Genomic DNA, 25,959 nt, shown 5'->3' with positions numbered 1-25,959 from the left:
GGAGGGGTCACTGTATCTGCTCTGTAACCATTACTTGCTGATCGTCGTCCAGCAGGGCGCCCCACTTGCGCAGGGTGCGCAGGAGCACCGTCCCGTCCTCGGCCGGGGCCGGGGCGGGTCCCAGGCTGACCCCTTCCAGGTGGAGTTCGATGGAGGCCAGGTCCCCTTCCGGAAGGCTGGCGCTCAGGTAGGAGAGGGCCAGGAGGTTCGGGGAGACCTCGGCCAGGTACACGAACGCCCCCACGGAGGAGGGCGTCAGGGCCTGCCAGAGCCGGCAGAACCGTTTGCCGAAACGCATCCCCCCCTCCCTGGGCACCACGCCCGACGTGGGGCCTTCAAGGTACAGGAGGCTCTCCACCCGGGTCAGCACCGACGCGGGGGGCAGCCCCCCCTTGCCCGGGAAGGCCCGGATCCTCCAGCCCACGAACCGGGGGCGCTTGACCCTGTTGTGCGTGGCCACGGGCGCCGTGGTGACCACCTGCAGGCGGCTCTCGAGGGGGGCGCCCCCGTCCCGCATGCGCACCACGACCTTGTAGTCCAGGACGGTCCCCCCGGATCCGGCCGCATCGACAGAAAGGGCCATGAGGGCCGACGCCAGGATCACTGAGAAATACCGCATGAATTCAGGGTAGCCTCCGGATCCCCGCCCAGCCACGCCTTTTTGCCCCAGAATGGAGGCATGCCACTCTGCTTCGACCTCGACGGCACACTCGGACAGTTCGGCGGCGGCTACGTGCTGCTCAGGAAGGCCCTGGGCGACCTCTGGGGCGCCGAACCCACCGTGGAGCAGCTGCGCCGCTGCACCGGCTCCACCGACTGGGAGATCATGGGCGAGCTCCACGCCATGCGCTTCGGAGTCCCCATGTCCGAGGCCCACTACGCCGCCTACGAGGCCGCGTGCCTCGCCCGGTTCGAGGACGCCTTCCACCCCCAGGGCCACGCCCCCACCGCCTTCCGGGGGCTCATCGACGGCATGGCCCGCCTGGTGGACGCCGGCCGCGCCGTCTGGCTGGTTTCCGGGAATGTCCCGAGGGTCCTCGCCTTCAAGGCCGGCCTCCTGGGCGTGGATCCGCGCATCCCCCGGCTGGGGAGCCTGCCCCGGCTGGACCGCGCCGGCCTCATCCGCATGGCCATGGCCGGCTGCAAGGGCCCGCACCTCTACGTGGGCGACCGTCCCCATGACCGCCATGCCGCCGAACTGGCGGGCATCCCGTTCCTGGGGGTCGGGGACCTGGTGCCGGGCGATCATCCGATCCTGCCGCCGGAAGCCGAGGCGGAGCACCTGGTGAGCGCGGTGGGGAAGCTGCTGGGCACCGGGAAGGGGAACTGACGCGCCTGGCCTCCTGCCCGTGTGGCCCGAGGTTTGGGTGCGTCCGCCCCAGAGCACCTGCCGGGTCTCGGCATCCGCGGAAGGAAGGCCGTCCTGACCCCCTTCATTCAGACAACTTGAAACGAAAAGCCCATCTCAAGGCGCCGAGGGGCCGAGGTTCGCCGGGAAAAGATCTTTTTTTATTCTTCGGCGATCCTCGGCTGCCTCGGCGACTCGGCGATAGGCTCTTCGTTGGGGTTCTCCGGATTCATCGGGAAACAGGTCGGCACCCGTGAACTCGTGGCATCTTGGGTTTGTCGAGAACAAGTAATCCGTGCAGAACCCAAAATGGAAACCGCGGACAAATCCGTCTCAGTGGATCTCAGGCTGAGGTCCGTGCTTAATCCCGGCGGAACCCGGACGGAAGTCGCCGCCGCCCTGGCCTGGAAAGCGGCCCGGCCCATCCTGAGGTCCAGAGCCCTCCATGGAGGCCCCATGCGTCCCCTCCGCGAATCCGAAGCCCTCTCGATCACCGGCGGCTCCCCCGGCCCCATCCGGGAATTCCCCCATCTGGACCCCTTCCCTCCCCGCCCCTGCCCGCCACCGGTGCTCCGTCCCTGGCCGGTTCCACGGCCGCCTTTCCCGCCGCCCTTCCAGCCGCCCCGGAGCCCAATCCGGTGAATATCCGAGTAATGCTGCATCCGGTGGACATCCTGGAATATGGTCCAGAACCAGACATCCCATCTTTTCCAGTTTCCTCGATGACCCGTCCCCTCACTCCACCTCGGGCAGGGGCTCCCGGCCTTCGGCCAGGTCCAGCTTCCCCTGGTGGGAGAGGCGCTTGACGGCCCGCTCCATGCGGGTGGCCTGGCTGCGGGTGCCGACGGGGGCCTGGAAGAGGAGCTTCTGGCCCGCGCGGCCCCGGGTGAACTTGGCGCCCTTGCCGGCGGCGTGGGCCGCGCACCGGGCCTCCACGTCGGTGGTGATGCCGGTGTAGATGGACCGGCCGCACTGGAGGAGGTAGAGGTGCCAGGTGGTCATGCGGGGCGGGCCAGGCCCTTGTGCACCAGGGCCACCAGGGCGTCCATCACGGCCTGGGCGGGGATGCCGGCGGAGGCGGCCGCGGCCAGGAGGTCCGCCACGGCGGCGCCGGGGTCCAGGCGCTCCAGCAGGTCCCGCTCCAGGGGCGCCAGGATGTGCTCCACGGGCATGGCCTGGGCGGCGAGGCGGGCCTGGGTGGTGGGGGGCACCCGCATGCCCAGGGCCCGGGCCTCCAGGAGGGCCACGGGACCCGCCAGGACGACGCGCCCCCGCTGCAGGCGGTCCCGGAGGGACGGGTCCCGGGCGAGGCGCTCGGCCGAGAACAGGGCCTCCACCTCCGCGCCGGCGTCGCGCGAGGGGGCCACGGCCTCGTCCACGCGGGTCCACGGATCGTCGCTCCACTGGAAGGCCAGCAGCACGGAGACCACCCGGTCGTACCCCTGGGCCTGCAGGTTCGCGTGCCAGCGGCCCACGGAGGCGAGGAAGGCGGCGTTGTCGTCGCCCACGGCGTGGCCGATCGCGTACACCTGGGCGGGGTGGACGCGCAGGCGGAGGATGTGGACGTCCATGGGGGCGCCGCCGAGCCAGAGGCGCAGCCTGTCCTCCAGGGGCTCACCCTCCCGCTCTCCGAGCTCCGTCACGATCTGGGCCAGGCCGCCCGGGGCCAGGTGGCGGGGCAGACCTTCGACGATGCGCCGCTGGACGTCCTCGCCGCTGGGCCCGCCGTCCCGGTAGTCCACCTCCTGGGCGGGGGCGGGCACGAAGGGGGGGTTGGCGGTGATCAGCCCGAAGCGCCGGTCCCCCACCGGGGCGTACAGGTCGCCCTGGAGGGCCTCCAGGTTGGCCAGGCGCAGGGCCCGGGCGTTGAAGGCGGTGCAGGCCACGGCTCGGGCGTTGATGTCCACCGCGGTGGCGGTCCCGGCGTGGGAGGCCGCCAGGAGGGCGTGGATGCCCGACCCGCAGCAGAGGTCCAGGGACGCCGCCACGGGCCGGCGCACCGTGGCGCGCGCCAGCCAGCGGCTGTCGGTGCCCACGTACATGACCTGGTCGCGGGGGACGGCGCCGCCGTCGACCCACGCGTGGTCCGAGACGACGAGGCGGGACCCCACGGGGTACACGGAGGCCCGGGCCCGCACCTGGGCTCCGGCGCGCGCCAGGAGCCCCGCGCGCACCAGGGCGCCCTGCGCCTCCGGGTCGAAGAGCCGGCCCAGTTCCCGGGCCTCCAGGGCGCCCTGGAGGACGAAGAGGTCGATAGCCGAGGCCAGGGGATCCCGCTCCGCCAGGCGCGCCTGCCGATAGATGGGCGCCGCCTTCCACTGGAGGTCGTTCAGGTCCTCCAGGCCGAGCCGCTCCGCCACGGCGGCCTCGGTGAACCCGATGGCGCCCAGCCGCGCCAGGGCGCCCGAGCAGTCCGCGGATTCAGGGTCGAAGGTGAAGGTCATGGGAAGACGCTACCCTGCCTTTCATTTTTCAGCCAGGGCCCCCTTGATGGCCTCCTCCGTGATGGCTTCGCTGAAGCCCGTCCAGCGCTGGCGGATCCGCCCCTGGCGGTCGATGACGAAGTTGGCCGGGAAGATCGACACCGTGCCCAGGGGCCGCACCGCCTTGGCGTTGGGGGCCACGGCGGGGGCGATCTCCAGGGCCCACTGGATGGCGAAGTGGACGTCCTTGACCCGCTCCACGGCGGGGATGTAGAGGATGAAGGACTCGAAATCGGGACTGCGGCGCCCGTCCAGCGCGCGCAGGCAGGGCACGGCCTCGTGCACCGTGGGGTGGTGGCCGTCCACCACGTGGAGGTACACGACCTTGCCCCGGAAGTCGCCCAGCCGGTAGGAGCCGGACCGCTCGTGGATGACGTCGGCCACGTCGAAGGTGACGCTGCGCGCGTCGGGCCGGAGCCAGCCCGGCAGCACCCGGCCCACGCCGCTGCTCCTGGGCGGGTGGATCTTGCCGAAGAGGCCCCACACCACGCGGCCGGGATCCGGCCTCCAGGCGCCCATGCCGAAGAAGTAGATGTCCAGGGCGAGGTAGCCGAGGAGGGCCAGGGCGATGCCCAGCACGGCCACCGCGCCGCGGTGCCCCACGCCTTCCCGGCGCAGCTCCCGGGCGCCTTCCGCCAGGGACCGGGCGCGCCGCCGGCCCCGGTCCGGGGCGTAGGTGGCCTTGAGCAGGGCCTGGCGGCCGAAAGCCTCGAAGGACGCGTCCTCCACCGGCTCCCCGTCCTGGAGCTTGCGGAGCCGCGCCGCGGCCTCCGGGTGGCCCAGGTCCGCGGCCATCCGGTAGTGCTCGAGGGCCTTCCAGTGGTTCCGGGGCCGGCCGAAGCCGGTCCTGTGGGCCTCGGCCACCTGGTAGGCGGCGTCCGGGTCGCCCCGGTCCGCGAGGACCGCGAAGCGGTCCAGGGCCTCCACGGCCGCCTCCGGGGCCTCTCCGCCTCCCGTGAGGCGCTCGACGTGGGCCCGTTCCAGGAGGCGCAGGGCGTTCTCCCGCACCAGGGGCTCGTAGCCGCGGCGTTCCGCGTGCCGGTAGAGGGGATCCAGGAACCGGTGCAGGAGCCAGTGGCGGGAGCAGAGCCGGGTCATCCGGCCCGTGAGGCGGAAGGTGTCCAAATCAGGCCCCGGCGCGGGCCGCGGCCAGGGCCCGGCTCACCACCGCCAGGGCCTCCTTGATGCTGCAGGGCTTGGACAGGAAGCCCGCGAGGCCTCGGCCGGCGAGGGCGGTCGTGGCCTCCTCCTGGCTGTAGCCGCTCATGAGCACGACGGGCACTTCCGGGGCCAGCTTGTGGATCTCCTCGAACACCTCGTCGCCGCCCATGCGGGGCATGGTGAGGTCCAGGAGCACGGCGTTGATGGAGGAGCGGTGGCGGACGAAGGAGGCGAAGCCGTCCACCCCGTCCACGCCCTCGATGACCTTGAAGCCGGCGTTCTCGAAGCCCTGGCGGAGGATGGCGCGGATGGTGGGCTCGTCGTCCACCAGCAGGAGCACGCCGGAGGCGCCCACCAGGGGGGTTCCCTCGTCGCCCTCGTCGATCTCGGGGTTCTTCTCGGCCAGGTGGAAGTAGAGTACGGTGGAGTCGCCCAGGCCGGGCTCGCCCTTGGCGTGCACGGCGCCCTGGTGCTCCCTGAGGATGTCCTCCACGGTGGACAGGCCCAGGCCGTGGCCCGGGTGCAGGGTGCTGAAGAGGGGGTCGAAGACCTTGCCCAGGATCTCGGGAGGCGTGCCGGGACCGGTGTCGGCCACCTCCAGGCAGACGAAGTCGCCGCGGAGGCCCTGGCCCCCGGTCTCGTTGCCGCCCAGGCTGCGCATGAAGGTGCGGATGGTGATCTCGCCGCCCCGGATCCCAAGGGACTCGCAGGCGTTGAAGACCAGGTTGAGCAGGGCGTGGCGGGCCTGGGTCAGGTCCACGCTGGCCAGGGGCAGGTCGTTCTGGAGGTCCAAAACCAGGTGGGCGCCGTCGGGCACGAGGGTCTCGATGGCGGAAAGGCTCTCCCGCACCGCGTCGTTGAGCTGGTGGGGCGAGATCTGGATGCGGCCCTGCCCGGTGTAGGAGAGGATCTGCTTGCAGAGGCCCGTGGCGCGCCCGATGCTGGCCTGCACGCTCTCGAGGCTGGCGCGCAGGATCGCCGGGCCCTGCTCGCCTTCGAGGGCGATCTCGGCGTAGCCCTGGATTCCCATGAGGGTGTTGTTCAGGTCGTTGACGGTGCCCCGCACCAGCGCGCCCAGGCTCTCCACCTTGTGGGCCTGCACCAGGGCGGACTCGAAGGAGCGCTGCTGGGTGATGTCCTGGATCACCGCCAGGGTCTCGGCGGGGCGGCCGTCGCCGTAGCGGACGAAGACCGTCCGGCGGCTCTTGAACCAGCGCCAGGCCCCATGGTGGTTGCGGATGCGGTAGATCTCCTCCAGGATGGGCTCCTCCCCGCCCTCCGGCGGGGGCGGCGCGGGGGCCTCCCGGTGCTTGCGGAGGATGGGCAGGTCGTCGGGATGGACCAGCGAGTAGAAGTAGTCCCGCCCGCCCTTCATGAAGGCCTCGGTGGGGTAGCCCAGCAGGTCTTCCACCGCGGGATTCAGGTACAGGAAGGCGCCCGATTCGGCGTCCATGATGGCGTGGATGTCCTGGCTGAGCTCGGCCACCTTCTCGATGTAGCGCTCACCCTCCCCCAGGGCCAGTTCGGCCTCCCGGGCGCGCACCGCCGTGGAGCGGATCCCCATGGTGCCCACGATGGCCATGCCCGTCAGGGACAGCGCCAGGACGGGCGAGTGGGTGCCGGCCGTGAAGACCAGGCTCACCGCGGCCGCAGCGAAGAGCAGGAAGAACAGCCCCAGCATGGCCGGCGGCGTCACAAGCTTGCGCATCGAAGGTGCGGTCATGGATCGTCTCGCGGGAATGGGGGCGGGAGGGAGGGCGGCGGTTATTATATTCCCCCAGGTGCCTCCCCCGCGGGAGCCCTATTTCAGCAAAGGTAAAATTCAGAGCCCTCCAGGAGTCCCAGATGCCCGCAGTCCCCGTGGTGGCGCCCGCCGATCTCGTTCCGCCCTATCTCCTCCTGGATGCCCGGCCCGGGGCCGAGGCCTTCGCCAGGGAGCACCTGCCCGGGGCCGTCCACGCGGACCTGGACGCGTTCCTCAGCGCCCGGAACGCCCCGGGGTTCGATCCGGCCCGCGGGGGCCGCCACCCCCTGCCCACCCCCGAGGCGTGGGCGCGCCAGCTGGGCGACTGGGGCGTCACGCCGGAAACGAGCGTGGTGGCCTACGACGACGCCTGCGGGGGCTCCGGCGCCGCCAGGCTCTGGTGGATGCTCCGCGCCTTCGGGCACGAGCGGGTCGCGGTGCTGGACGGCGGGATCCAGGCCGGCCGCGAGGAGGGCCTTCCTGCCCCGGGCGCGATGCCCGTTCCGGCCAGGCCGTATCCCGAGGACCGGTGGCTCCTGCCCATGGCGGACCTCCCCATGGTGGACCGGCTCCGCTCCGACCCGGACTGGAAGGTGCTGGACGTGCGCGCCGCCCCGCGATACCGGGGCGAGAGCGAGCCCTTCGACCCCGTCGCCGGCCACATCCCCGGCGCGGTGAACCTGCCCTGGCAGGAGAACCTCGACGGCAGGGGACGCATGAAACCCGCCCAGGAGCTCCGGCGCATGTACGCGGAGCTGCTCGGGGAGACGCCCCGGGGCCGCCTGGTCGTGCACTGCGGCAGCGGCGTCACGGCCTGCCACACCCTCCTGGCCATGGAGGCCGCGGGACTGGGCGGCGCGGCGCTCTATGTCGGCTCCTGGAGCGAGTGGTGCAGAAATCCGTTGCCGGTCGCCACGGGGGCCGCCCGGTAAAAAAACGGCGGGCGTCCGGATTTGGACGCTTGCCGGGGTCTGGACCCCCTTGCTATCCTCATCGGTGAACCCAGAGGAAAATCCGATGCGCATCCCCAAGCTGTGCTTTTGCCTCGCCACGCCCCTCCTCTGCCTTGGCCTCGCAGGCGCGGAGACGCTCACCCTCAAGGTTCTGCCCCTGGACGCCCGGGGCATCGCCGAGGGCCTGAAGCCCGCCGACTGGAAGGTCCAGATCGCCGGCAAGGGCGCGGATGTCCTCAGCCTGCGAACCCCCGCGGACGTGGGCAAGGAAGGCCAGAGGTGGGCCATCGTCCTCCTGCCCGTGCGCGACCCGGACTTCCGCCAGGTGGTGCTCCAGTCCATCGCCACCTTCATGGCCTCCCTGCCCCCCTCCGATTCCGCGCTGGTGGTCATGCGCACCGCCAAGGGCCTGGAGTGCCTCACCCCCGGCTTCACCACGCGCCCCTCCCTGTGGGGCAAGGCGCTGACGCTGGCCGCCGGCACCTGGTCCGGCAAGCTCGAGGGGAACCCGAACGCCGCCTTCAGCCTCCCGCCGACCCCCGCCAACGAGCCCCAGGAAGGCATGGAGGCCGTCAACGCGCTCCTCGCCGGCGGCCTGGGCCGGGCCATGGCCCGCGAGGCCCAGGACTCCAACTCCCGCCGCAAGAGCGTGATCGGCGACTATGCCGCCGAGGAGCTGGGGAGCATGACCAGGACCGTGACGGCCGCCATGGAGGAAATGGAGAAGATGGCCCGGACCCTGGCGAAGGACGCCCCCGGCACGCAGGTGGTGGTCGTCAGCCGCAACGAGATCGACGACCTGGCCAACCCCATCTGGGCCCAGAAGGTCGCCCGCATGAGCGCGGGGGGCATGAAGGCCCTGGGGCGCAACGAGGTCCTGGGCGGACGCGACGTCATGAACAGCCGCCTGCAGACCGAGCTGATGATCCGCGACGTCACCCTGGCCAGGACGGCCGTGAAGAACACCTTCGCCGGCCTCGGCCTCACCCTCCACAGCGTGGGCGGCATCGGCGAATCCAATACCGGCCCCTTCGGGGAGGCCGCCACCGCCTCGGGCGGCAACACGTTCCGCCTCGAGAACGAGCTTCCCGCCCGCCTCACCCAGGCCCTCAACCTCTGGGCCACCCGGTACGAACTCAAGGTCGCCGTCCCCGCCGGCATCTCCCGCCCCGCCGCCATCAAGGTGGAGACGGGCCGCAAGGACCTGAAGCTGTTCTCGCCCACCCTCCAGTAGCTCAGGCGGTCCGGGACTCCCACATCGCGTTCACGATCTTCCAGGGTCCCGCGGACCGGGCCAGGTGCAGGTGGATGACCCATCCGCACAGCTCGGCCACCGCGCTTGCGGAGGCCTTGCGCACCTCCAGGATGCGCACCTCCACCGTGCGGCGGTCGGGGGGGGTCTGGCTGCCCAGGCTGCCCTGCACGCCCAGGGGACGCGACTGCGTGCCCAGGGTCACGAGGCGGTTGACGTAGTCGGGGTGCAGGGTCCGAAGCATCTCGTCGGTGTCCCCCCAATACCAGGCCTGGGCGAACTCCTGCACGGCCCGGCGGATGGCCGGAGACGGATCCTCGGAAGCGTTCAGCCCGACAGGCGGGAAGGCCATCCCCAGTGAACGCTGCATGATTCCCATATGTCGTGAGTCGCCTCTGGGCATCGGTGCCCCCTTTTCGAAGGTGTTCTGCACCATGAGTGCGTCCAGGACGCCCAGGGTTTACACCCTCTGACGAATTTCCTTCTTCGTGACATTCGGCCACTTGTCGAAAAACTTGACCAAATCAATCAGGAACAGTATATTAGGTCGGTCTGGACAGGATGGCCCCTTTGAAGATCTCAGCCCGCGGCAGGTATTCCATGCAAGCGCTGTTCGACCTGGCCCACCACAGCCACGGACAGCCGGTTCCCCTCCACCTCATCGCCCAGAGGCAGGAACTCAGTCTGCCCTTCCTGGAGCAGATCTTCAACCGCCTGAAGAAGGCGGGGATCGTCGCCAGCGTGCGCGGCCCCAAGGGCGGCTACATCATCACGCGCCCCTGCAACATGGTGACGGTGGGCGATGTGCTGCGCCTCACGGACACCAGCTTCTACGCCTCCGCCAAGGAGGACCCCGTCACGGCGAAGTCCGCCCTTCGCGCCGACGTGAAGATGAACGAGCTGCTGTGGAAGCAGCTCTCCAGCCAGATCACCAACTTCATGGACACCATCTCGCTGGCCGACCTCTGCGTCGAAAGCCACAGCAACACCTGCCCCGACTGCACGTGCCCCGCCTACACCAAGGGCGTGCAGGACCAGCTGGACAGCGGGGCCCGGCCCCGGTGCGCCGCCCTGGGCTGATCCGAATTGAGCAATCCCTGCGCCCTCCCCAGCATCGCCCTGCCCCCCACCGAAGCGGACCTCAAGACCCTCCCCAAGCTGGAGGAGCGCATCCGCCGGCGCGTGGGCATGGCCATCCACGAATTCGGCCTCATCCAGGAAGGTGACCGCATCCTGGTTGGCCTCAGCGGCGGCAAGGACTCCTGGGCCCTGCTGGACGTGCTGGAGTCCCTGCGCAGGCGCGCCCCCATCCGGTTCGAGGTGCACGGCGCCACCATCGACCCCGGCTTTCCCGGCTACAACCCCGACCGCATCGCGGAGGTGTGCGAGGCCAAGGGCATCCCCCACGTGATCCTGGGCGCGCCCATCGACACGCTGGTGCGCCGCAAGCCCGACATCACCCCCTGCGCCATCTGCTCCAGGCTGCGCCGGGGCGTGCTCTACTCCTACGCCAAGGAGCACCGCTTCAACAAGCTGGCCCTGGGCCACCACCTGGACGACCTCATCGAGACGCTGCTCATCAACCAGTTCTTCGAGGGGCGCCTGTCCACCATGCCCCTGAAGCTGGTGAGCGACGACGGCGGCAACACCGTCATCCGTCCCCTGGGCACCTGCGAGGAGGAGGACCTGCGCCGCTTCGCGTGGCTGAAGGGCTACCCCTTCGTGCCCTGCGGCTGCCCCCTGTGCGGGGCGTCCGTGCTGGAATCCAGGAGGGCCCAGATCAAGGACCTGGTGGCCACGCTCAAGGAGAGCATCCCGGACCTGAAGTTCTCGATGCTCAAGGCCATGAAGAACGTCAAGCCCTCGCACCTCCTGGACGCGCGGCTGCCTCCGGAGGTCTAGAAGACCCGCAGCCAGAGGCCCTTCAGATAGAACCCCTCGGGATGGTTCAGCGCGTAGGGGTGATCCATCGGCTGCCCGAGATGGGCCAGCACCTGGGCCTCGCGGCCGGCCTCCAGCAGCGCGGTCCACGCCGCCTCCTGGAAGCGTCCCCGCTCCAGGTGCTGGGAGCAGGAGAAGACCCCGAGCACCCCTCCGGGGGCGGTGGCGCGGGCCCCCAGCCGGAATACGTCCTTGTAGGCCTTGAAGGCCTTGTCCACGTCCTTGCGCTGCTTGGCGAAGGCGGGGGGATCCACCACCACCCGGTCGAAGCCCGCGGGCGGAAGGGCGCGCATCAGCTCGAAGGCGTCCCCTTCCATCCGTTCGTGGGCTTCGGGGGGAAGGCCGTTGGCGGCCCAGTCCCGCTCGGCCAGGTCCAGGGCCTGGGCGGAGATGTCCAGGGTGGCCACGCGCGCGGCCCCCCCCAGCCCGGCGTGGATGGAGAAGCCGCCGGTGTAGCCGAAGGCGTTGAGCACGGTGGCGCCCCTGGAGATCCGCCCCAGGAACAGGCGGTGCTCCCGCTGGTCCAGGAAGAAGCCGGTCTTCTGGCCCTTGAGCAGGTCCACGGCGAGGCGGGCCGGGCCTTCGCGGACCGTGACGGGGCCCGCCAGGGAGCCCTTGAGCAGGCGGTTCACGGGGGCCAGGCCCTCCTCCTTGCGGCCGCCCTGGCTGCGCTCCACGAAGACGGTGATGCCTTCGGCCTTGGCCAGCTCCACCAGGACGGGCCACCAGATGTCGCGCAGGGCCTCCAGGCCGGCGGTGCCCACCTGGATGACCAGGGCGTGGGCATAGCGGTCGACCACGAGGCCGGGCAGGAGGTCCCCTTCCCCGAACACCCACCGGCACCCGGCCTCGGGGCCGTCCAGGCCCAGCAGCCGCCGCCCCTCCAGGGCCCGGCCCAGGCGCTCACGGAAGAAGGCCGCGTCCAGGGGCCCGTCATCGAAACGGAAGATGCGCACGGCCAGGGGATTCGTCGCGGAGGCGGTGCCCACGGCCAGCACGTTGCCCGAGGCGTCCGCCAGGCGCACCAGGTGCGAGGCGGGCGGTTCGGCCAGGGCGCCGGAGTACACCCAGGGGTGCAGCTTGGACAGGAGGGCTTCCTTGCCGGGCTTCAGACGGAGGAGGGAATATTTTTCCATTGCACCAGCTTACTTCCCCCGGGAGGTTTTGCAGGCGTCCAGGAATCATGAGAAGCTGGGGCGTTCACCCCAACCCAAGGAAAATACATGCGCCCAGCGGCCCTCCTGCTGTTAATTCCCGCGCTCGTCTCGCCCCTCCAGGGCGCGAAATGGCCGCCGATCCCCAAGGAGGTGTGGGCCATGAGCGGGGACCCCGCCCTGGTGGCCAAGGGCGCGGTGATCCTGGAGCGCAAGCTGGACTTCCAGCCGGACTGGTTCGAGCAGACCTTGCGCGTGCGCATCCTGGGCCAGGCGGGGCTCGCCGCCGCCGAGCTCACGGACCTGCCCGCCACCCTCGTCTCCCTGGAGGGCCAGGTGACCTTCCCGGACGGCCGGGTCGTGCCCATCGGCCGACGCGAGGACTTCCTGCCCTGCAAGGCGGTCTCCCCCGACGACGGCACGACGGTCGACACCGGGCTGGTCCCGCCCGGGCTTACCGGCGACTGCGTGGTCGAGCTGCGCTGGCGCGAGCTCACCGAAGTGGGCGCGGCGGTGTTCCGGCGCATGCCCACGGTCGGCAAGGGCCATCTGCCGGAGCGTTTCGGCGCGTTCAAGTACTGGACCCTGGGCTCCCCCTATCCCACCAAGGTCACGGTGGTTCAGCGGGCCAAGGAAATGTACTGGCCCCTCATCTTCTCGGCCACCGCGGGCTTCGACGTGGTGGAGGGATCCACGTCCATGGGGACCACCTACACGATCCGCGAGATCCCGGGCCACCCCCGCGCGCCCTTCTCCAACGAGCTGATCCGGCCGGTCCCCAAGGTGGTGGTCTTCAAGCCCATCGCCTCCGTGGGCAACCTCCTCACCAAGGCGCCCGCCATGGACTACTGGCAGAAGGTGGTGGAGTTCTTCTACAAGGACTGGTACACGAAGTTCGTGGCCAAGGGCGAAGCCTACCGGACCTTCTCCGAGGCCCTCCGGAAGGACCTGACGGGAGGGCCCCGGGAGAAGGCCCGGACCATCGCGGAGCGCCTGGCCCGGAAGACCGTGAACATCGACCAGCTGATGTTCGGCGAGAAACCCGATCCCCTCGCGCGCTGGGCGGTGGACGAGGGTGCCGTCAAGGAAGGTTCCGCCCATTTCATGGAGTCGGGAAGCACCTTCAACGTTTCGTCCGGGAACGGCATCGTCGGCGCCTCCGGCTGGACCGATGCGAGGGCCTACAACGTGGACGTCGCCAAGGTATCGTCCCTCAACTACATGGCGCGATCGGGCTTCGTCGACAACAAGGGCGCCGCCAGGCTCCTGTTCAACCTCCTCGCCGACGAGGGGATCCCCGCGAAGATCGGCCTCGTCTCCGACCGCAGGCTCTGGATGGTGAACCCCGAGGTGCGCACGCCCTTCCAGTTCACCCACAACCTGCTGGGCGTGGACGAGCCGGGCCAGCCCACCCTCTGGTTCGACCCCGCCAACCGCCTCCTGCCCATCGGCCAGATGCCCATCGAGTACCAGTCCACCAAGGCCGTGACCATCGACACCGCCACCTGGAAGGCCGGCGTGCAGGACATCCGCATCGAGCCCGCCACCGGCAACACCCGCATCTTCACCTTCGAGGTGGACGCCTCTTCCGGCCAGGGCAAGGCCTCCCTGGTGGCCAACTTCCTGGGCGCGCCGGCACTGGCGGCCCGCAGCGTCCTGGGCACCCGGGCCCCCGCGGACCGGGAGGCCTGGTTCAGGGAGAAGCTGGGCAAGGGCGGCTTCACCGCCACCAAGGTGGAGGTGGCCAACGCCGCGGACCCCGCCCAGCCCCTCGGGCTCGTCGCCTCGGGCACCCTGGCCCTGGCCCCCGGCGCCACGCTGAAGATCAACCCCTTCCCCGGCATGGATGCCCCGCTGTACCTGCCCCAGGCGATGCCCGCGGAGCGGATGGAACCCATCCTCCTGCCCTGGCTGGGCGTCCAGGAGGCCACCAGCACCGTGAAGGTGCCCAAGGGCTACGTCCTGGCCAAGCCGGTGAACTCCACCCGCTCCACCCAGTGGGGCACGGTGATCCTGGACGTGCGCCAGGACCCCGGCACCGGGGACCTGAACGCCCGGATGAAGGTGAGCACGCTGGCCGTCTACAACCACGCGATCACCTACCAGACCCTGAAGGACTACCTCAACCTGGTGAAGCTGGCGGTGGCTCCCGAAGTCACCTTGGAGAAGGCACCCTAGCCTTCCACTCCTTCGACTCCGGGATGAACAGCGCCTGCCCGTACGTCGCCTTCCCATAGTCCGCGATGATCCGCTGGCCCTTGTCCGCCGCCGTCAGCCAGGCCTGGAAGGCGGTGGCGCCGGCGAGGTCCGCCTTCGGGCACGTGGCGGGGTTCACCAGGATGAGGGAGATGTGGTTGAGCAGGACCTCGTCGCCCTCCACCAGAACTTCCAGCTTGATGCGCTTGCGGGCGCCCAGGAAGCTGGCGCGGTCCATGAGGGTGTAGGCGTTCTGGGCGTCGGTGAAGACCAGGGTGGCGATGTTGCCCTCGGAGCCCTTGGGGAACAGCCGGTACCAGGAGCCGGCGGGCTTCAGGCCCGCCCTGGTCCACAGGTCCCTTTCGGCCACGTGCGTGCCGGAGTTGTCCCCGCGGGTGATGAAGGGCGCGCCCTTGGCGGCCAGGGTGCGCAGGGCGTCCAGGGCGTTCTTCATGCCGCGGACGCCGGCGGGATCGGCCGCGGGACCGACGATCACGAAGTCGTTGTACATGAGGGGGACCCGGCCAATGCCGTACCCGTCCGCCACGAACTTCTCCTCCAGGGCCCGGGCGTGGGCCAGGACGATGTCCACGCTGCCCTGCCTGGCGATCTCCAGGGCGGCGCCGGTACCGGCGCCCACGTGGCGCACCCGGATGCCGCTCTCCTCCTCGAAGGCGTCCTCAAGGGCGCCCACGATGCCGGAATCGATGGGTCCGATGGTGCTGGCCAGGAGGATGACCTTCCCGGGCCGCTGGGCGCCCAGGAACGTGGAAAGGAGCAGCAGCCCGAGAGCCAGGGTCCGGCGATGCATGGTGCCTCCGAGGGTGGATGGCCCCAGTCTAGCGCTTCAGCACCCGCTTCAGGGCCGCGGCGAGGGCCTCCACGGCGGCCCGCGGCGTTCCGGGCAGCATCGAGACCCGGATCACGCTGCGCGCCTCGACCTCGGAGTAGCCCAGGGAGGTGACGGCGTGGCTGGGCCGGGTGGCGCCGCTGTGGCAGGCGGAACCGGTGCTGACGGCAAAGCCCGCCAGGTCCAGGGCGATCTGCACCGATTCCCCGTTGTGGCCCCGGAGCAGGAGGGCGCTGGTGTTGGGCAGCCGGGCCCGTCCCCGCCCCAGGGCCTCGTAGTCCGTGGACCACCCCAGCACCTCCTCCTCCAGGAGGTCGCGCAGGGGCGCCAGGTCCGCGTTGGCCTGCACCCGGCCGGGAACGGCCCTGGCGGCCTCGGCCAGTCCCAGGATGGCCGCCAGGTCCTCGGTTCCGCCCCGGCGGCGGCGCTCCTGCGGGCCCTCCATGACCGGGGTCCAGGGCAGGTCCGGGCGCATCCAGAGCAGGGCCGCGCCCCGGGGGCCGCCCATCTTGTGGCCGGAGAAGACCGCGGCGTCGCAGGCCGTGAGATCCACGGGCACCTTGCCCCAGGCCTGGGCGGCGTCCATGATCCGCACCGCCCCGGGCGCCGGGGGCATGGGGTAGAGGATCCCGGTCTCGTTGCTGGCGGCCATCTGCACCACGGTGGCGGCGCCCGCGGTGTCGCAGGGCAGCCAGCGCACCTGGGTCCAGTCCTTCAGGGGATTCAGGCAGGCGCTGTGCTCGCCCGGGAAGACGCAGGCGGGGCGGTTGCCCAGCCGGGGCTGCAGGCCCCGGACGAGCAGGTGGAGCGCCTCGGTGGCGCTGGCGCAGAAGACCAGCTCCCCCGGCGCGGCGCCCAGCTCCCCGGCCACCACGCGCCGGGCCTCCTCCAGGAGGTGCCGGGCCCGCTGGCCCTCCCGGTGCGTGCTGGTGGGGTTGGCCCAGGCCTGGGCCACGGCCCGGGCCTGGGCGGCGAGCACCTCGGGCAGGGGGGGCGTGGAGGCGTTGGCGTCGAAGTAGAACCGTTCCATCCGGTCATTGTCGCCGGGTTGCGGGCAACGAAGGTAGTATCGAAGGGACAGCCCCCGGGAGCACCGTGTCCACACCCCTCCATCCCCAGAACGTCATCGCCATGGTCTGGGACTTCGACAAGACATTGATTCCCGGCTACATGCAGGAGCCGATCTTCAAGGCCTTCGGCGTGGACGAGACGGCCTTCTGGCGGGAGGTGAACGCCCTGCCGGGGTTCTTCGCCCGCCTGGACGTGACCCTCCACCCGGACACGGCCTACCTGAACCACCTGCTGACCTACGTCCACCACGGCCGCATGCCCGGGCTCACCAACGCGCGGCTGCGGGAGCTGGGCGGGGGCATCGTCTTCCACCCGGGGCTGCCGGACTTCTTCGAGCGGATCCAGCGGCGCCTCGAGGACGACCCCGAGGCCCGCAGGTTCGAACTGCGGCTGGAGCACTACGTGGTTTCCACGGGCCTCAAGGCCATGATCGAGGGCTCGGCCATCAAGCCCTTCGTGAAGGGCATCTGGGCCTCGGAGTTCCTGGAGTCCCCGGCCCCGCCGGGCTTCGACCCCGACGCCACCGTGGACCTGGACCTGCCCACCTACGAGGCGCTCCTGCCCGAGACCCAGGGCATCTCCCAGATCGCCGTGGCCTACGACAACACCAGCAAGACCCGCGCCCTCTTCGAGATCAACAAGGGCAGCAACGTGAACGCCACCATCGAGGTGAACTCCACCATGCGCCCCGAGGACCGCCGGGTGCCCTTCCACCACATGATCTACATCGCCGACGGCCCCTCGGACGTGCCGGCCTTTTCCGTGATGCGGCAGAACCACGGCACCGGCTACGCCGTGTACGACCCGGCCAACCCCCGGAGCCTGCGGCAGGTGGACCGCCTTCGCCGGGACGGGCGCATCGACCACTACGGCCCCGCCGACTACCGCGAGGGCAGCCCCACCTCGGACTGGCTGATGATGCAGGTGGAGCGCATCGCCGCCCAGATCGTCGAGGAGCGCAAATCCGCCCTGAAGGCGCGGGTGGGTGAAGCGCCCCACCACCTTCCGCACTAGGATGGATGCATGAGGAACCTCCTTCGCACCCTCCACCAGGCCCTGGGACCGGAATCCGGGCTCGTGCTGGTGGGCGGCGCGGTGCGGGACCTCCTGCTGGACCGTCCCAGCCCCGACTGGGACCTGGCCACCGCGCTCCTCCCGGAGGAGGTCACGGCCCGGGCGCGGGCCGCGGGCCTGCGCGTCATCCCCACCGGGCTGCAGCACGGCACCGTGACGGTCATGGTCGGCGCCCGGGGCTTCGAGATCACCACCTTCCGGGGCGACGAGGTCTACGTGGACGGGCGGCGCCCCGAGTCCGTGAAGCTCGGCGTGGCCCTCGAGGAGGACCTTGCCCGCCGGGACTTCACGATCAACGCCATGGCCCTGCCCGCCCACGCCCTGGACGACGGCGACTGGGAGGCCTTCCTGGTGGATCCCTTCGGGGGCCGGGAGGACCTGGCCTCGGGCACCATCCGCGCCGTGGGCGACCCCCTGGACCGCTTCAAGGAGGACGGACTCCGGTGCCTTCGGGCCTGCCGCTTCGCTTCCCAGCTGGACTTCGACATCGAGCGCGGGACCCTCGCCGCCATTCCGAGGCGCCTGGAGGTGGCGGAAAAGGTCTCGGTCGAGCGGGCCATGACCGAGCTGACCAAGCTCCTGTGCGGCCTGCAGCCCGGCAAGGGCCTCTCGGCCCTGGCCTCCACGGGCCTCCTGGGCCTGTGGCTGGCCGAGCTCCTCCCCATGATCGGGTGCCCCCAGAACCGCTACCACGCCTATCCCGTCTGGGAGCACACCCTGGAAGTGGTGCGCCGTACCCCCCCCGACCCGGGCCTGCGATGGGCCGCGCTCCTCCACGACTGCGGCAAGCCCGCGCGCAAGACCGAGGACGCCCAGGGCCACATCCACTTCTACGGCCACGAGCCCGTGTCGGTGCGCATCGCCGGGGAGATCCTGACCCGCCTGCGGGCATCGGGCGCCCTCGCCCGGGACGTGACCGCCCTGGTGGCCCACCACGGCACCCATCCCGGCCCCGACTGGGGCGATCCCGCCTGCCGCCGGTTCCTCAAGCGCCTCCGGGAGGACGGCCTGTCCCTGGAGCGCTGGGGCGTCTTCCGCCTGGCGGACCAGTCCGGCAAGGGCGTCGGGGACGAGACGTGCTTCGAGGAGCACCGGGCCGTGATGGCGCGCCTGGAGGCCCTGGCCCAGGCCGATCCGCCCCTGCACGTGAAGGCCCTGGCCCTGGACGGCCGCGCCCTCATGGCCAGGGCGAACCGCAAGGGCGGGCCCTGGCTGGGGGAACTTCAGGGGTTCCTCCTGGAAAAGGTCATGGACGACCCCACCCTGAACCTGCCGGAAAAACTCGAGGCCCTCGCCGGAGCCTGGCTCAGGGAACGCGGGTAGGCCCTTCGGCCGCCTGCGCCTGTTCCGGGTTCGCCGTCACGAGCGGCAGCGACACCTTGAACGTGGAGCCCTTCCCGATGGCGCTGGCCACCTCGATGGTGCCCTGGTGGGCCTCCACCAGCGTCCTGCAGATGCTCAGGCCCAGACCCCAGCCCAGGGTCGCGTCGGCCTCCCGGGCCTGGCTGAAGGGCTTGAAGAGGTCCGCGGCCTGGGCGGGGTCGATGCCGCGGCCCGTGTCCCACACCTCCAGCACCCAGCATGGGGGCTCAAGGCGCGAGCGGATGCCGATCTCGCCGGGGGCGGAGGTGAACTTCAGGGCGTTCTCGATGAGGTTGAAGAGAACCTGCTGCATGGACTCGGCGTCGGCCAGGATCCAGGTGCGGTCCCCCATGGGGTCCAGGGCGATGCGGGCCGTGAGGTCCCGGGACTCGGCCTTCATGCGCAGGGTCTCGGAGAGGCCCTCCATGATCTCGCCCGGGTGGCACACGCGGAAGTTGAGGCCGTCGGTGAGGCTCTCGGCCCTGCTGCTGTCCAGGAGGTGCTTGAGCAGGCGCTCCACGCGCTGGGCCTCCCGGGCCACCACCTTGAGGGCGGACTTGCCGGAGCCGCCGAGGTCCTGGTTCTCCTCCAGCCGCTCCACGGAGATCAGGATGCTGGTCAGGGGCGACCGCAGGTCGTGGGTGATGGTGTTCATGAGCTGGACGCGGCCCTCCAGGCTGCGCTTGAGCTGGTGGTGGAGCCGCTCCAGGGAGCGGTTGCGCAGGGTGAGCTCCTCGGTGCGTTCCTGCACCTTGATCTCCAGCATGCGGGATCGCCTCCGGACCTGCCTGATCCGGACGTCCACCAGCAGGAGGAACGCCAGCACCCCGGCCAGCACGAAGGCCGTGCGCGCCCAGGCCGTCTGGTACCAGGCCGCCCGGACCCGGATGCGCACCGTGTCCGACTCCGTCCAGGACAGGCCGTCGCTGGCCCGCACCCGCACGGAGAGGACGCCCGGGCCCAGCCGGGCGATCTGGAAGAGGTTGCTGGACTGCTCCACCTGGCGCCAGGCGCCGTCGATCCACACCTGGTAGGAGGGGTTCTCGGGCGGGAGCGGCTTGGCGGCGTCGAACCGCAGGGTGAGGGTGCCCGGCGTGGGGGGCAGGACGATGTTCACGGGCAGCCCGAAGGCCAGGGTTCCCACCGTGGCGTCCAGGATCCGCGGCTTGGGCAGGCGCGGCTCGGGCAGGTCCGCGGCGGGGTCCAGGATGCACAGGCCTCCCGCCATGCCGATCCAGAGCCGGCCCAGGTGGTCCCGGCACACCGCGGAATCCGAGGTCTCGTTGGAGAGCAGCCCGAGGTTCCGGGTGATCTGCATGACCCTCGGCCCGGTGCGGCCCGCGCGCAGGACGGAGAGGCCCCGGGCGTGGCCCACCACCAGGTCGCCGTTGCCCAGGCGGGAGATCCAGCCCACGCGCCCGTGGATCCGGGCGTTGGCCTCGGTGTAGGTGTCGCACGGGCCGTCCTCGCCCTGGGGAAAGCTGAAGACCCCGTCGCTGCCGGTCCCCACCCAGAGGTCGCCCGCGGGGCCCACGTAGAGGCTCGAGATGGATCGGGTGCCCAGGGGCGTGCCGCGCAGCGCGGGCCGGTAGACGCCGTCCTGGAAGGCGTATACGCCGTACCGGGTGGCGGCCAGGAGGCCCTCCCCCCGGGGGACGATGGCGAGGATGGAGGGTTCACCCACTTCCACGGGCGCCGGGTGGCGGGCGATGAAGGTCCCGTCCAGGTCCATCTCCACGAGCCCCTGCTCGAAAGTGCAGGCCCACAGCCGGCCCCGGTGGACCAGCACGGACGATACGAACACGTTCTCCAGGGCCCTGGGACCCTTGCGGATCCGGCCCCGCTCCCAGATCACCAGGCCCTTGTGGGTGCAAATCCAGGCGCCGCCCATGCGGCGCGGGGCGATGCCCCACACCACGTTGCTGGGCAGGCCCGAGATCTGGTCCCAGGCGCCGGTGACGCCCCGGCCCCGCTCCCACATGTGGAGCCCGGTGGTGCCGCCGATGAGCATCCGGTCCGGGCCGAGCTCCGCGAAGGAGAGCACGATGCCCAGGCCCAGGCCGATGCCGGTGCGCACGTCCTTCTCCAGGCACAGCAGGCCCGGCACGGCCTCGGCCACCAGACCCGCGCCGTCCGTGCCGAACCACAGGTCGCCCCGGCTGTCCCGGAGGACGGAGGCCACCCCTTCCCGGGGCAGGCCGTCCAGGTAGGAAAGCACGCGGCCCACTCCGGAGGGGCTGCGCAGGTAGGCGCCATCGGCGTCCATGGCCAGGAGCAGCTCGCCCTGCGGGGTCACCTGGACGTTCCGGAACCGCACCTTCCGGTCCAGTCCGGGCAGGGGATCCTGGAACCACGTCAGGCCCTGGCCCAGGCGGTAGAGGGCATCGGCGCAAAGGGCCCACACGTGGCCGGAGGCGTCCGTGCGCAGGCGGCGGAAGCGCGAGGTCATGGGTCCGGGCAGCACCCCGTCGGCCAGGGTATTGCCGTCCCACCGGGCGATCCGGTCCTTGAGGGAACCCAGCCAGACGCGCCCCTGGGCATCCACGGCCATGGAGAAGATGGGCTGCCGGTTCCACCCGCCGGGCAGGTCCACGGCCTCGAACCGGCCGCCCCGCAACCGGTAGAGCCCCAGCCGGGTTCCCGCGAGGATCTCGCCGGCGGCGTTCTCCACCAGGCAGTTGACGTTGAGGACCGCCAGGCCCTGGTCCGCCCCGAAGTGGCTGATGGTCCCGCCCAGGATGCGGTCCACGCCGCCCTCCTGGCCGGCCACCCAGATGGCCCCGGCACGGTCCTGCAGCATGTCGGTGACGTCCAGGGCGGTCAGGCCCTGCTTGGCGCCGAAGGGCTGGAACCCCGATGCCCCCAGCCGGGCCACGCCCTCGGCCGTGCCGGCCCACAGGAACCCGTCCCGGTCCTCCAGGAGCGCGGTCACCTGGCTCTGCGGAAGGCCGTCACGGTCATCGAAGTGGCGATAAGTCTGGACTTGTGCTTCAAGACAGCCGGCCAGGGCCAGGACCAGCAGGAGGCATCTGGCCAACCATCGACGGCCTTCCGGCATGAAATCCCCACGGGAGGTGAACACTGACCCAATTTAGCCCACCCTTCCGGCCGGTTTGTCATGAAACGGACATGCGCCTCAATTTCAGGAAGGAAAAATTGCCGGAGGGGGCTTGACACATTAGTCGCTAACACGCATATTTTCTTCGCCACTGGAATCCACCTTCCGGAACCTGGGCCGGCCGTGGTTTCCAGCCTCAACCCAAGGAGACTTCCATGAACCTCAATCGCCGCGACAACCGAACCACCCCCGCCACCCTCACCCCCGCCTTCGAGCCCTTCGGCCTCATGAGGAACTTCCTGAGGTGGGACCCCTTCCGGGACCTGGACTTCAACCTGGACCTCCAGACCGCCTTCACGCCTTCCTTCGATATCCGGGAGACGCCCGGGGCCTACGTGTTCGAGGCCGACCTGCCCGGCATCCGCCGCGAGGACGTGGAGATCAACCTCACCGGCAACCGCATCACCGTCACCGGCAAGCGTGAGGCGCGCGCGCGTGGAGAGCACGAGAACGTCTTCATGCTCGAGCGCAGCAACGGCTCCTTCACGCGCAGCTTCAACCTCCCCGACGGCGTGGACGCCGGCAAGGTGGCCGCCGACCTCAAGGACGGCGTGCTCACCCTGACGCTGCCCAAGGTGCCCGAGGTCCAGCCCAAGAAGATCGAGATCAGTCTCGCCCGATGAGCACCACGGCCTGCGCCGCCAGGCCCTCGCCCCGCCCCGTGAAGCCCAGCTTCTCGGTGGTGGTGGCCTTGACGTTGAGGTCCTGGGGCGCGAGCCCCAGGACGGGCGCGATGCGGGCCCGCATGGCATCCCGGTGCGGAGCGAGCTTCGGGCGCTCCCCGATCAGGCACACGTCGGCATTCACGACGCTCCATCCGCCGGCCTTCAGGGCGGTCATCACCGCGGCCAGGAGGTCGACGGAATCGGCGCCGCGGTAGGCGGGATCCGTGTCCGGGAAGTGCTGGCCGATGTCGCCCAGGCCGGCCGCGCCCAGCAGGGCGTCCATGAGGGCGTGGACCATGACGTCCGCGTCGCTGTGGCCCAGGAGGCCCCGGTCGTGGGCCACCCGGCAGCCCATGAGCACCAGGGGCCGTCCGTCCCTGGGCTCCGCGAAGCGGTGCACGTCGAAGCCCTGGCCCACCCGGATCACAGCCCCTCCCGGATGCGGAACTCGTCCGTGGAATCCTCCACGGCGCCCTGGGGCTGCCTGCCCGAGGCGTCGGGCAGGATGATGGTCACGACCGTGCCCTGGCCCTCCTCGCTGACCACCACCACCGTGCCGCCGTGCTCCTCCACGATCTTCTTCACCGTGGCCATGCCCAGGCCCGTGCCCTTGCGCTTGCCGTGGCTGAAGAAGGGCTCGAAGATCCGCTTGAGGACCTTCCTGGGAATGCCCTTGCCGTTGTCCCGCACCACGATCTGGGTGCCCTCCGGCACCCGCTTCCAGAGCAGGCGGACCTCGCCGGCCTCCTGGCCCTCCAGGGCGTCGATGGAGTTGGCCACCAGGTTCTCCACCACCCGGGCGAACCGGTGCTTGTCGATGCTGACCGGGCAGGCCTCGCCTTCGCACCGCAGCGCCGCCCCCGCTTCCGCCGCGCGGGGCTGCAGGGGCTCCACCATGGCACCCAGGTAGGACCCCAGCTCCACGGTCTCGCGCTTGGGTTCGCGCACCTTGGCGTAGTCCAGGATGTCCGCGCTGAGCCGGCTGAGGCGGTCCACGGCGGAAAGGATCTGGTCCAGGTGGTGCCGGCAGTAGTCGTCCTTGATGGTGGCGCCCAGCAGCTGGGCGTGGCCGCCCACCACGAACAGGCCGTTCTTGAAATCGTGGACGATGCTCGACGCCACCTGGCCCACGGTGGCCAGCACCTGGTTGCGCAGGTTCGCCTCGGCCAGCCGGGTGCGCTCGATGGCGATGGCGCACAGCGCCACGATGGCCTCGAAGGTGGGCCGGTCCACGGGCTCGCTGACGATCTTCCGGCTGTCCAGGTACACGACGCCGATGCGCTCGCCCTGCACCTGCAGGGGCAGGCAGAGGATGGTCTTGAGCTGGAGGTTGATGACGGACTTCTGGGCCATGAGGGCCTCGTCCGTGGCCACGTTGTGGATCCACACCGCGTCGCCCTGCTCGAAGACCTTGTGCACGCTGCTCATGGAGAGGTGGATGTTCTTCTCCATCTCGGCGCCCAGGTTCCGCTGGACCTTCACCACCAGCTCCCCGCTCTCGGGCAGCATGAGGAAGCCGCGGTCGGTGCCCGAGATGGCCAGGAGGCGGTCCAGGGTCTGCTCCAGCAGGTCGTCCAGTTCCGTGTCCCCCGCCAGGAGGCCGGCGGTCTTGAGGATGGCCTGGAGGTTCACCTCGGAGGCGAAGGCGGATTCCGCGCGAAGGGTCAGGTAGTAGGCTCCGTCCGCCACGCGCACGGTGCTGCCGGGCTCCCAGGCCATGCGGGTGACCCGCTGGTCCTTGAAGTAGGTGCCGTGGCTGGACCCCAGGTCCTCCACCCACCAGGCGTCGCCGGCGAACTCGATCTTCAGGTGGTTGCGGCTGACCATGCTGTCGGAGAGCACCACGTCGCACTGGCTCTGGCGGCCGAGCACCATGACGTTCTGGGCGGGCACGGCCCGCTCGAAGCCGTGCCGGTCCCTGATGGAAATGGACGTCCGTTCAGGCACGAGGCCCCCCTGAAGGACAAAGTATAGGGGATCCATCGCGGCGACACTAGACAAGGCTCTCCGGCCGTGAGGCAATCTACCCATGGATCACGCAAGGAACCCGGACCTCGACCCATCGCTTCCCGAGGAGCCCTTCGAATACTCGCTGCGGCCGCAGCGCCTGGCGGAATATATCGGCCAGGAGAAGGTGAAGGCCCGCCTGGAGATCGCCCTGCAGGCCGCGCTGAGGCGCCATGAGGTGCTGGACCACGTGCTGCTCTTCGGCCCCCCGGGCCTGGGCAAGACCACCCTCGCCCACGTGCTGGCCAACGAGATGAACTCGGCCTGCAAGGTCATCCAGGCCCCGGCGCTGGAGAAGAAGGGCGACCTCGCCGCCATCCTCACCAACCTGGACGACGGGGAGTTCCTCTTCATCGACGAGATCCACCGGCTGGCGGCGCCCATCGAGGAGATGCTCTACTCCGCCATGGAGGACCGCAAGCTCGACATCCTCATCGGCCAGGGCCCGTCGGCCCAGACCCTCAAGGTGGACCTGCGCCCCTTCACCCTGGTGGGCGCCACCACCCGCGCCGGCCTCATCAGCAAGCCCCTCCACGACCGCTTCGGCATGGTGCACCGCCTGGACTACTACACCCGCGAGGAGCTCACCGTAATCGCCCGGCGCAGCTCCCAGGTGCTGGGCGTGGAACTGGCCCCCGAGGGCGCGGAGAGCATCGCCCGGCGCAGCCGCGGCACCCCGCGCATCGTGAACCGCCTCCTGCGCCGCTGCCGGGACTACGCCGAGGTCAAGGGGGACGGCATCATCACCTCCGGCCTCGCCGACGCCTGCCTCGCCCTGCACGAGGTGGACGACCTGGGCCTGGAGGGCCTGGACCGCGCCTACCTGGAGGCCCTGTGCGTGAAGTTCCGGGGCGGCCCCGTGGGCGTGCGCACCCTGGCCGCCGCCCTGGGCGAGAGCGACGGCGGCGCCCTGGAGGACCTGGTGGAGCCCTACCTCATGCAGATCGGCTTCCTGGACCGCACCCAGCAGGGGCGCAAGGCCACCGAGGCGGCCTACGGATACCTGGGGCTGAAGACGGTGCCGAACTCCCTCTTCTCCTAGAGTCCCGCCTCGTACTCGTCCAGCCACGCCAGGGTGGCCTCGACGATGTGGACCCGGTGCGAGAGCACGGCCTTCAGGTGGTCCCCCCCGCCGGCCCGGAGCCTGCCGCGGATGTCGTCCAGCCACGCGAGGCAGGCCTCCCGCTGGGCCCGCACCAGCGCCCGCGCCCGGCCGGGCCCCGTGCCCCGGGCGAAGTAGAGGCGGGCGAAGAAGTCCTGGCGCATGTTCCGGATGCTGTCCACCGGGCTGTCCACCCAGGCCTCGAAGGCGGCGCGGCCGGCGGGGGTGACCTGCAGCTGCTTGCGGGACGGGTGGGACTCCCCTTCGATGAGCGTCCCCGCAAGGAGCCCCTTGGCCTCGAGCTTGTCCACCAGGGCGTAGAGGGAACTCTGCTTGATCTTCCAGATCAGGCCGAACCCGTCGAGGGCCTGCACGGCCTTGCAGAGGTTGTAGCCGTGCATGGGGGTCCGGTCGAGGATCCCCAGGAGGGTCAGTTCCAGGGTGAGCGGGGCGCTGGTGCGGGTCATGGGTCGATTCT

At 70.6% G+C, this 25,959-nt stretch carries 23 protein-coding genes; 10 read left to right on the top strand and 13 right to left on the bottom strand.

Annotated features, from left to right (window positions below):
* Positions 1–7 precede the first annotated feature (7 nt).
* Positions 8–619 carry a hypothetical protein gene (locus tag ACZ5MC_RS08350; protein ID WP_306599867.1) on the bottom strand — a complete coding sequence of 204 codons (612 nt, stop codon included), beginning with the start codon at positions 617–619 and terminating at the stop codon, positions 8–10.
* Between the two features lie 60 nt (positions 620–679).
* On the opposite strand from ACZ5MC_RS08350, the gene ACZ5MC_RS08345 reads away from it, so the two are divergent.
* Positions 680–1,330 carry an HAD family hydrolase gene (locus ACZ5MC_RS08345; protein ID WP_464517509.1) on the top strand — a complete coding sequence of 217 codons (651 nt, stop codon included), beginning with the start codon at positions 680–682 and terminating at the stop codon, positions 1,328–1,330.
* Positions 1,331–2,083: 753 nt separating this feature from the next.
* Here the strand turns inward: ACZ5MC_RS08345 and ACZ5MC_RS08340 are convergent.
* Genes ACZ5MC_RS08340 through ACZ5MC_RS08325 form a run of 4 tightly spaced genes read right to left on the bottom strand, consistent with a single transcriptional unit; the run spans position 2,084 to position 6,715 of the window.
* Positions 2,084–2,350, bottom strand: a complete 267-nt coding sequence (locus tag ACZ5MC_RS08340) for a GIY-YIG nuclease family protein (RefSeq protein ID WP_306599865.1) — start codon at positions 2,348–2,350, stop codon at positions 2,084–2,086.
* Entirely contained in the window at positions 2,347–3,792 is a 1,446-nt protein-coding gene (locus ACZ5MC_RS08335) for a methyltransferase (RefSeq protein ID WP_464517508.1), read from the bottom strand. The genes ACZ5MC_RS08340 and ACZ5MC_RS08335 overlap by 4 nt, the downstream gene beginning before the upstream one ends.
* A 21-nt stretch (positions 3,793–3,813) precedes the next feature.
* Positions 3,814–4,956, bottom strand: coding sequence for a hypothetical protein (locus ACZ5MC_RS08330; protein WP_464517507.1), 1,143 nt, complete (start codon positions 4,954–4,956; stop codon positions 3,814–3,816).
* A 1-nt stretch (position 4,957) separates the two neighbouring features.
* Entirely contained in the window at positions 4,958–6,715 is a 1,758-nt protein-coding gene (locus ACZ5MC_RS08325; protein WP_464517506.1) for a two-component system sensor histidine kinase NtrB, read from the bottom strand.
* Positions 6,716–6,837: 122 nt separating this feature from the next.
* Between ACZ5MC_RS08325 and ACZ5MC_RS08320 the strand changes: the two genes are divergently transcribed.
* Positions 6,838–7,668, top strand: a complete 831-nt coding sequence (locus ACZ5MC_RS08320) for a sulfurtransferase (protein ID WP_306599861.1) — start codon at positions 6,838–6,840, stop codon at positions 7,666–7,668.
* A gap of 85 nt (positions 7,669–7,753) precedes the next feature.
* Complete coding sequence (locus ACZ5MC_RS08315) at positions 7,754–8,923, top strand: hypothetical protein (protein ID WP_464517505.1); 1,170 nt, start codon at positions 7,754–7,756, stop codon at positions 8,921–8,923.
* Position 8,924: 1 nt separating this feature from the next.
* On the opposite strand, the gene ACZ5MC_RS08310 is transcribed toward ACZ5MC_RS08315, so the two are convergent.
* Positions 8,925–9,311: a nuclear transport factor 2 family protein gene (locus tag ACZ5MC_RS08310; protein WP_306599859.1), complete on the bottom strand. Its 387-nt coding sequence runs from the start codon at positions 9,309–9,311 to the stop codon at positions 8,925–8,927.
* 200 nt (positions 9,312–9,511) lie between these two features.
* Here ACZ5MC_RS08310 and ACZ5MC_RS08305 point away from each other — a divergent pair, with 200 nt between their 5' ends.
* Both ACZ5MC_RS08305 and ttcA read left to right on the top strand, forming a co-directional pair.
* Positions 9,512–10,021 carry an Rrf2 family transcriptional regulator gene (locus tag ACZ5MC_RS08305; RefSeq protein ID WP_306599858.1) on the top strand — a complete coding sequence of 170 codons (510 nt, stop codon included), beginning with the start codon at positions 9,512–9,514 and terminating at the stop codon, positions 10,019–10,021.
* A gap of 6 nt (positions 10,022–10,027) precedes the next feature.
* A complete protein-coding gene (gene ttcA / locus ACZ5MC_RS08300; RefSeq protein WP_306599857.1) occupies positions 10,028–10,843 on the top strand; it encodes a tRNA 2-thiocytidine(32) synthetase TtcA in 816 nt (271 codons plus the stop codon).
* Here ttcA and ACZ5MC_RS08295 read toward each other — a convergent pair.
* Entirely contained in the window at positions 10,840–12,018 is a 1,179-nt protein-coding gene (locus ACZ5MC_RS08295) for a class I SAM-dependent rRNA methyltransferase (protein WP_464517504.1), read from the bottom strand. The two genes, ttcA and ACZ5MC_RS08295, sit on opposite strands and share 4 nt — an antisense overlap.
* Before the next feature lie 87 nt (positions 12,019–12,105).
* Here ACZ5MC_RS08295 and ACZ5MC_RS08290 point away from each other — a divergent pair, with 87 nt between their 5' ends.
* Positions 12,106–14,214, top strand: a complete 2,109-nt coding sequence (locus ACZ5MC_RS08290; protein WP_464517503.1) for a hypothetical protein — start codon at positions 12,106–12,108, stop codon at positions 14,212–14,214.
* On the opposite strand, the gene ACZ5MC_RS08285 is transcribed toward ACZ5MC_RS08290, so the two are convergent.
* Together ACZ5MC_RS08285 and ACZ5MC_RS08280 are read right to left on the bottom strand one after the other, a co-directional pair.
* Positions 14,192–15,043, bottom strand: coding sequence for an ABC transporter substrate-binding protein (locus tag ACZ5MC_RS08285; protein ID WP_306599854.1), 852 nt, complete (start codon positions 15,041–15,043; stop codon positions 14,192–14,194). The two genes, ACZ5MC_RS08290 and ACZ5MC_RS08285, sit on opposite strands and share 23 nt — an antisense overlap.
* Before the next feature lie 28 nt (positions 15,044–15,071).
* On the bottom strand, positions 15,072–16,112 hold the full coding sequence (locus tag ACZ5MC_RS08280) for a cysteine desulfurase family protein (protein ID WP_464517502.1): 1,041 nt from the start codon (positions 16,110–16,112) through the stop codon (positions 15,072–15,074).
* 65 nt (positions 16,113–16,177) lie between these two features.
* On the opposite strand from ACZ5MC_RS08280, the gene ACZ5MC_RS08275 reads away from it, so the two are divergent.
* Both ACZ5MC_RS08275 and ACZ5MC_RS08270 read left to right on the top strand, forming a co-directional pair.
* Positions 16,178–17,167, top strand: coding sequence for an HAD family hydrolase (locus ACZ5MC_RS08275; RefSeq protein WP_306599852.1), 990 nt, complete (start codon positions 16,178–16,180; stop codon positions 17,165–17,167).
* Positions 17,168–17,176: 9 nt separating this feature from the next.
* Complete coding sequence (locus ACZ5MC_RS08270; RefSeq protein ID WP_306599851.1) at positions 17,177–18,550, top strand: CCA tRNA nucleotidyltransferase; 1,374 nt, start codon at positions 17,177–17,179, stop codon at positions 18,548–18,550.
* On the opposite strand, the gene ACZ5MC_RS08265 is transcribed toward ACZ5MC_RS08270, so the two are convergent.
* On the bottom strand, positions 18,534–21,626 hold the full coding sequence (locus ACZ5MC_RS08265; protein WP_464517501.1) for a sensor histidine kinase: 3,093 nt from the start codon (positions 21,624–21,626) through the stop codon (positions 18,534–18,536). The genes ACZ5MC_RS08270 and ACZ5MC_RS08265 overlap by 17 nt on opposite strands.
* A gap of 236 nt (positions 21,627–21,862) precedes the next feature.
* Between ACZ5MC_RS08265 and ACZ5MC_RS08260 the strand changes: the two genes are divergently transcribed.
* On the top strand, positions 21,863–22,330 hold the full coding sequence (locus ACZ5MC_RS08260) for an Hsp20/alpha crystallin family protein (protein ID WP_306599848.1): 468 nt from the start codon (positions 21,863–21,865) through the stop codon (positions 22,328–22,330).
* On the opposite strand, the gene ispF is transcribed toward ACZ5MC_RS08260, so the two are convergent.
* Both ispF and ACZ5MC_RS08250 read right to left on the bottom strand, forming a co-directional pair.
* Positions 22,314–22,799: a 2-C-methyl-D-erythritol 2,4-cyclodiphosphate synthase gene (gene ispF, locus ACZ5MC_RS08255; protein WP_464517500.1), complete on the bottom strand. Its 486-nt coding sequence runs from the start codon at positions 22,797–22,799 to the stop codon at positions 22,314–22,316. The genes ACZ5MC_RS08260 and ispF overlap by 17 nt on opposite strands.
* Positions 22,796–24,319, bottom strand: coding sequence for a sensor histidine kinase (locus ACZ5MC_RS08250; protein ID WP_306599846.1), 1,524 nt, complete (start codon positions 24,317–24,319; stop codon positions 22,796–22,798). Before ACZ5MC_RS08250 ends, ispF begins: the two co-directional genes overlap by 4 nt.
* An 82-nt stretch (positions 24,320–24,401) precedes the next feature.
* Between ACZ5MC_RS08250 and ruvB the strand changes: the two genes are divergently transcribed.
* Entirely contained in the window at positions 24,402–25,421 is a 1,020-nt protein-coding gene (ruvB, locus tag ACZ5MC_RS08245) for a Holliday junction branch migration DNA helicase RuvB (protein WP_306599844.1), read from the top strand.
* On the opposite strand, the gene ACZ5MC_RS08240 is transcribed toward ruvB, so the two are convergent.
* On the bottom strand, positions 25,418–25,948 hold the full coding sequence (locus ACZ5MC_RS08240) for a PadR family transcriptional regulator (RefSeq protein WP_464517499.1): 531 nt from the start codon (positions 25,946–25,948) through the stop codon (positions 25,418–25,420). The genes ruvB and ACZ5MC_RS08240 overlap by 4 nt on opposite strands.
* Positions 25,949–25,959 lie beyond the last annotated feature (11 nt).

It is taken from the genome of Mesoterricola sp. JemC181 (genome assembly GCF_055384585.1).
This window is presented reverse-complemented; position numbering and strand designations above follow the sequence as displayed.

What these genes read in the sequence shown, in the direction of transcription:
- ACZ5MC_RS08350 (WP_306599867.1), bottom strand. Translation starts at nt 619, where the DNA reads ATGCGGTATTTCTCAGTGATCCTGGCGTCGGCCCTCATGGCCCTTTCT.
- ACZ5MC_RS08345 (WP_464517509.1), top strand. Translation starts at nt 680, where the DNA reads ATGCCACTCTGCTTCGACCTCGACGGCACACTCGGACAGTTCGGCGGC.
- ACZ5MC_RS08340 (WP_306599865.1), bottom strand. Translation starts at nt 2,350, where the DNA reads ATGACCACCTGGCACCTCTACCTCCTCCAGTGCGGCCGGTCCATCTAC.
- ACZ5MC_RS08335 (WP_464517508.1), bottom strand. Translation starts at nt 3,792, where the DNA reads ATGACCTTCACCTTCGACCCTGAATCCGCGGACTGCTCGGGCGCCCTG.
- ACZ5MC_RS08325 (WP_464517506.1), bottom strand. Translation starts at nt 6,715, where the DNA reads ATGACCGCACCTTCGATGCGCAAGCTTGTGACGCCGCCGGCCATGCTG.
- ACZ5MC_RS08320 (WP_306599861.1), top strand. Translation starts at nt 6,838, where the DNA reads ATGCCCGCAGTCCCCGTGGTGGCGCCCGCCGATCTCGTTCCGCCCTAT.
- ACZ5MC_RS08315 (WP_464517505.1), top strand. Translation starts at nt 7,754, where the DNA reads ATGCGCATCCCCAAGCTGTGCTTTTGCCTCGCCACGCCCCTCCTCTGC.
- ACZ5MC_RS08310 (WP_306599859.1), bottom strand. Translation starts at nt 9,311, where the DNA reads ATGCAGCGTTCACTGGGGATGGCCTTCCCGCCTGTCGGGCTGAACGCT.
- ACZ5MC_RS08295 (WP_464517504.1), bottom strand. Translation starts at nt 12,018, where the DNA reads ATGGAAAAATATTCCCTCCTCCGTCTGAAGCCCGGCAAGGAAGCCCTC.
- ACZ5MC_RS08290 (WP_464517503.1), top strand. Translation starts at nt 12,106, where the DNA reads ATGCGCCCAGCGGCCCTCCTGCTGTTAATTCCCGCGCTCGTCTCGCCC.
- ACZ5MC_RS08285 (WP_306599854.1), bottom strand. Translation starts at nt 15,043, where the DNA reads ATGCATCGCCGGACCCTGGCTCTCGGGCTGCTGCTCCTTTCCACGTTC.
- ACZ5MC_RS08280 (WP_464517502.1), bottom strand. Translation starts at nt 16,112, where the DNA reads ATGGAACGGTTCTACTTCGACGCCAACGCCTCCACGCCCCCCCTGCCC.
- ACZ5MC_RS08270 (WP_306599851.1), top strand. Translation starts at nt 17,177, where the DNA reads ATGAGGAACCTCCTTCGCACCCTCCACCAGGCCCTGGGACCGGAATCC.
- ACZ5MC_RS08260 (WP_306599848.1), top strand. Translation starts at nt 21,863, where the DNA reads ATGAACCTCAATCGCCGCGACAACCGAACCACCCCCGCCACCCTCACC.
- ruvB (WP_306599844.1), top strand. Translation starts at nt 24,402, where the DNA reads ATGGATCACGCAAGGAACCCGGACCTCGACCCATCGCTTCCCGAGGAG.
- ACZ5MC_RS08240 (WP_464517499.1), bottom strand. Translation starts at nt 25,948, where the DNA reads ATGACCCGCACCAGCGCCCCGCTCACCCTGGAACTGACCCTCCTGGGG.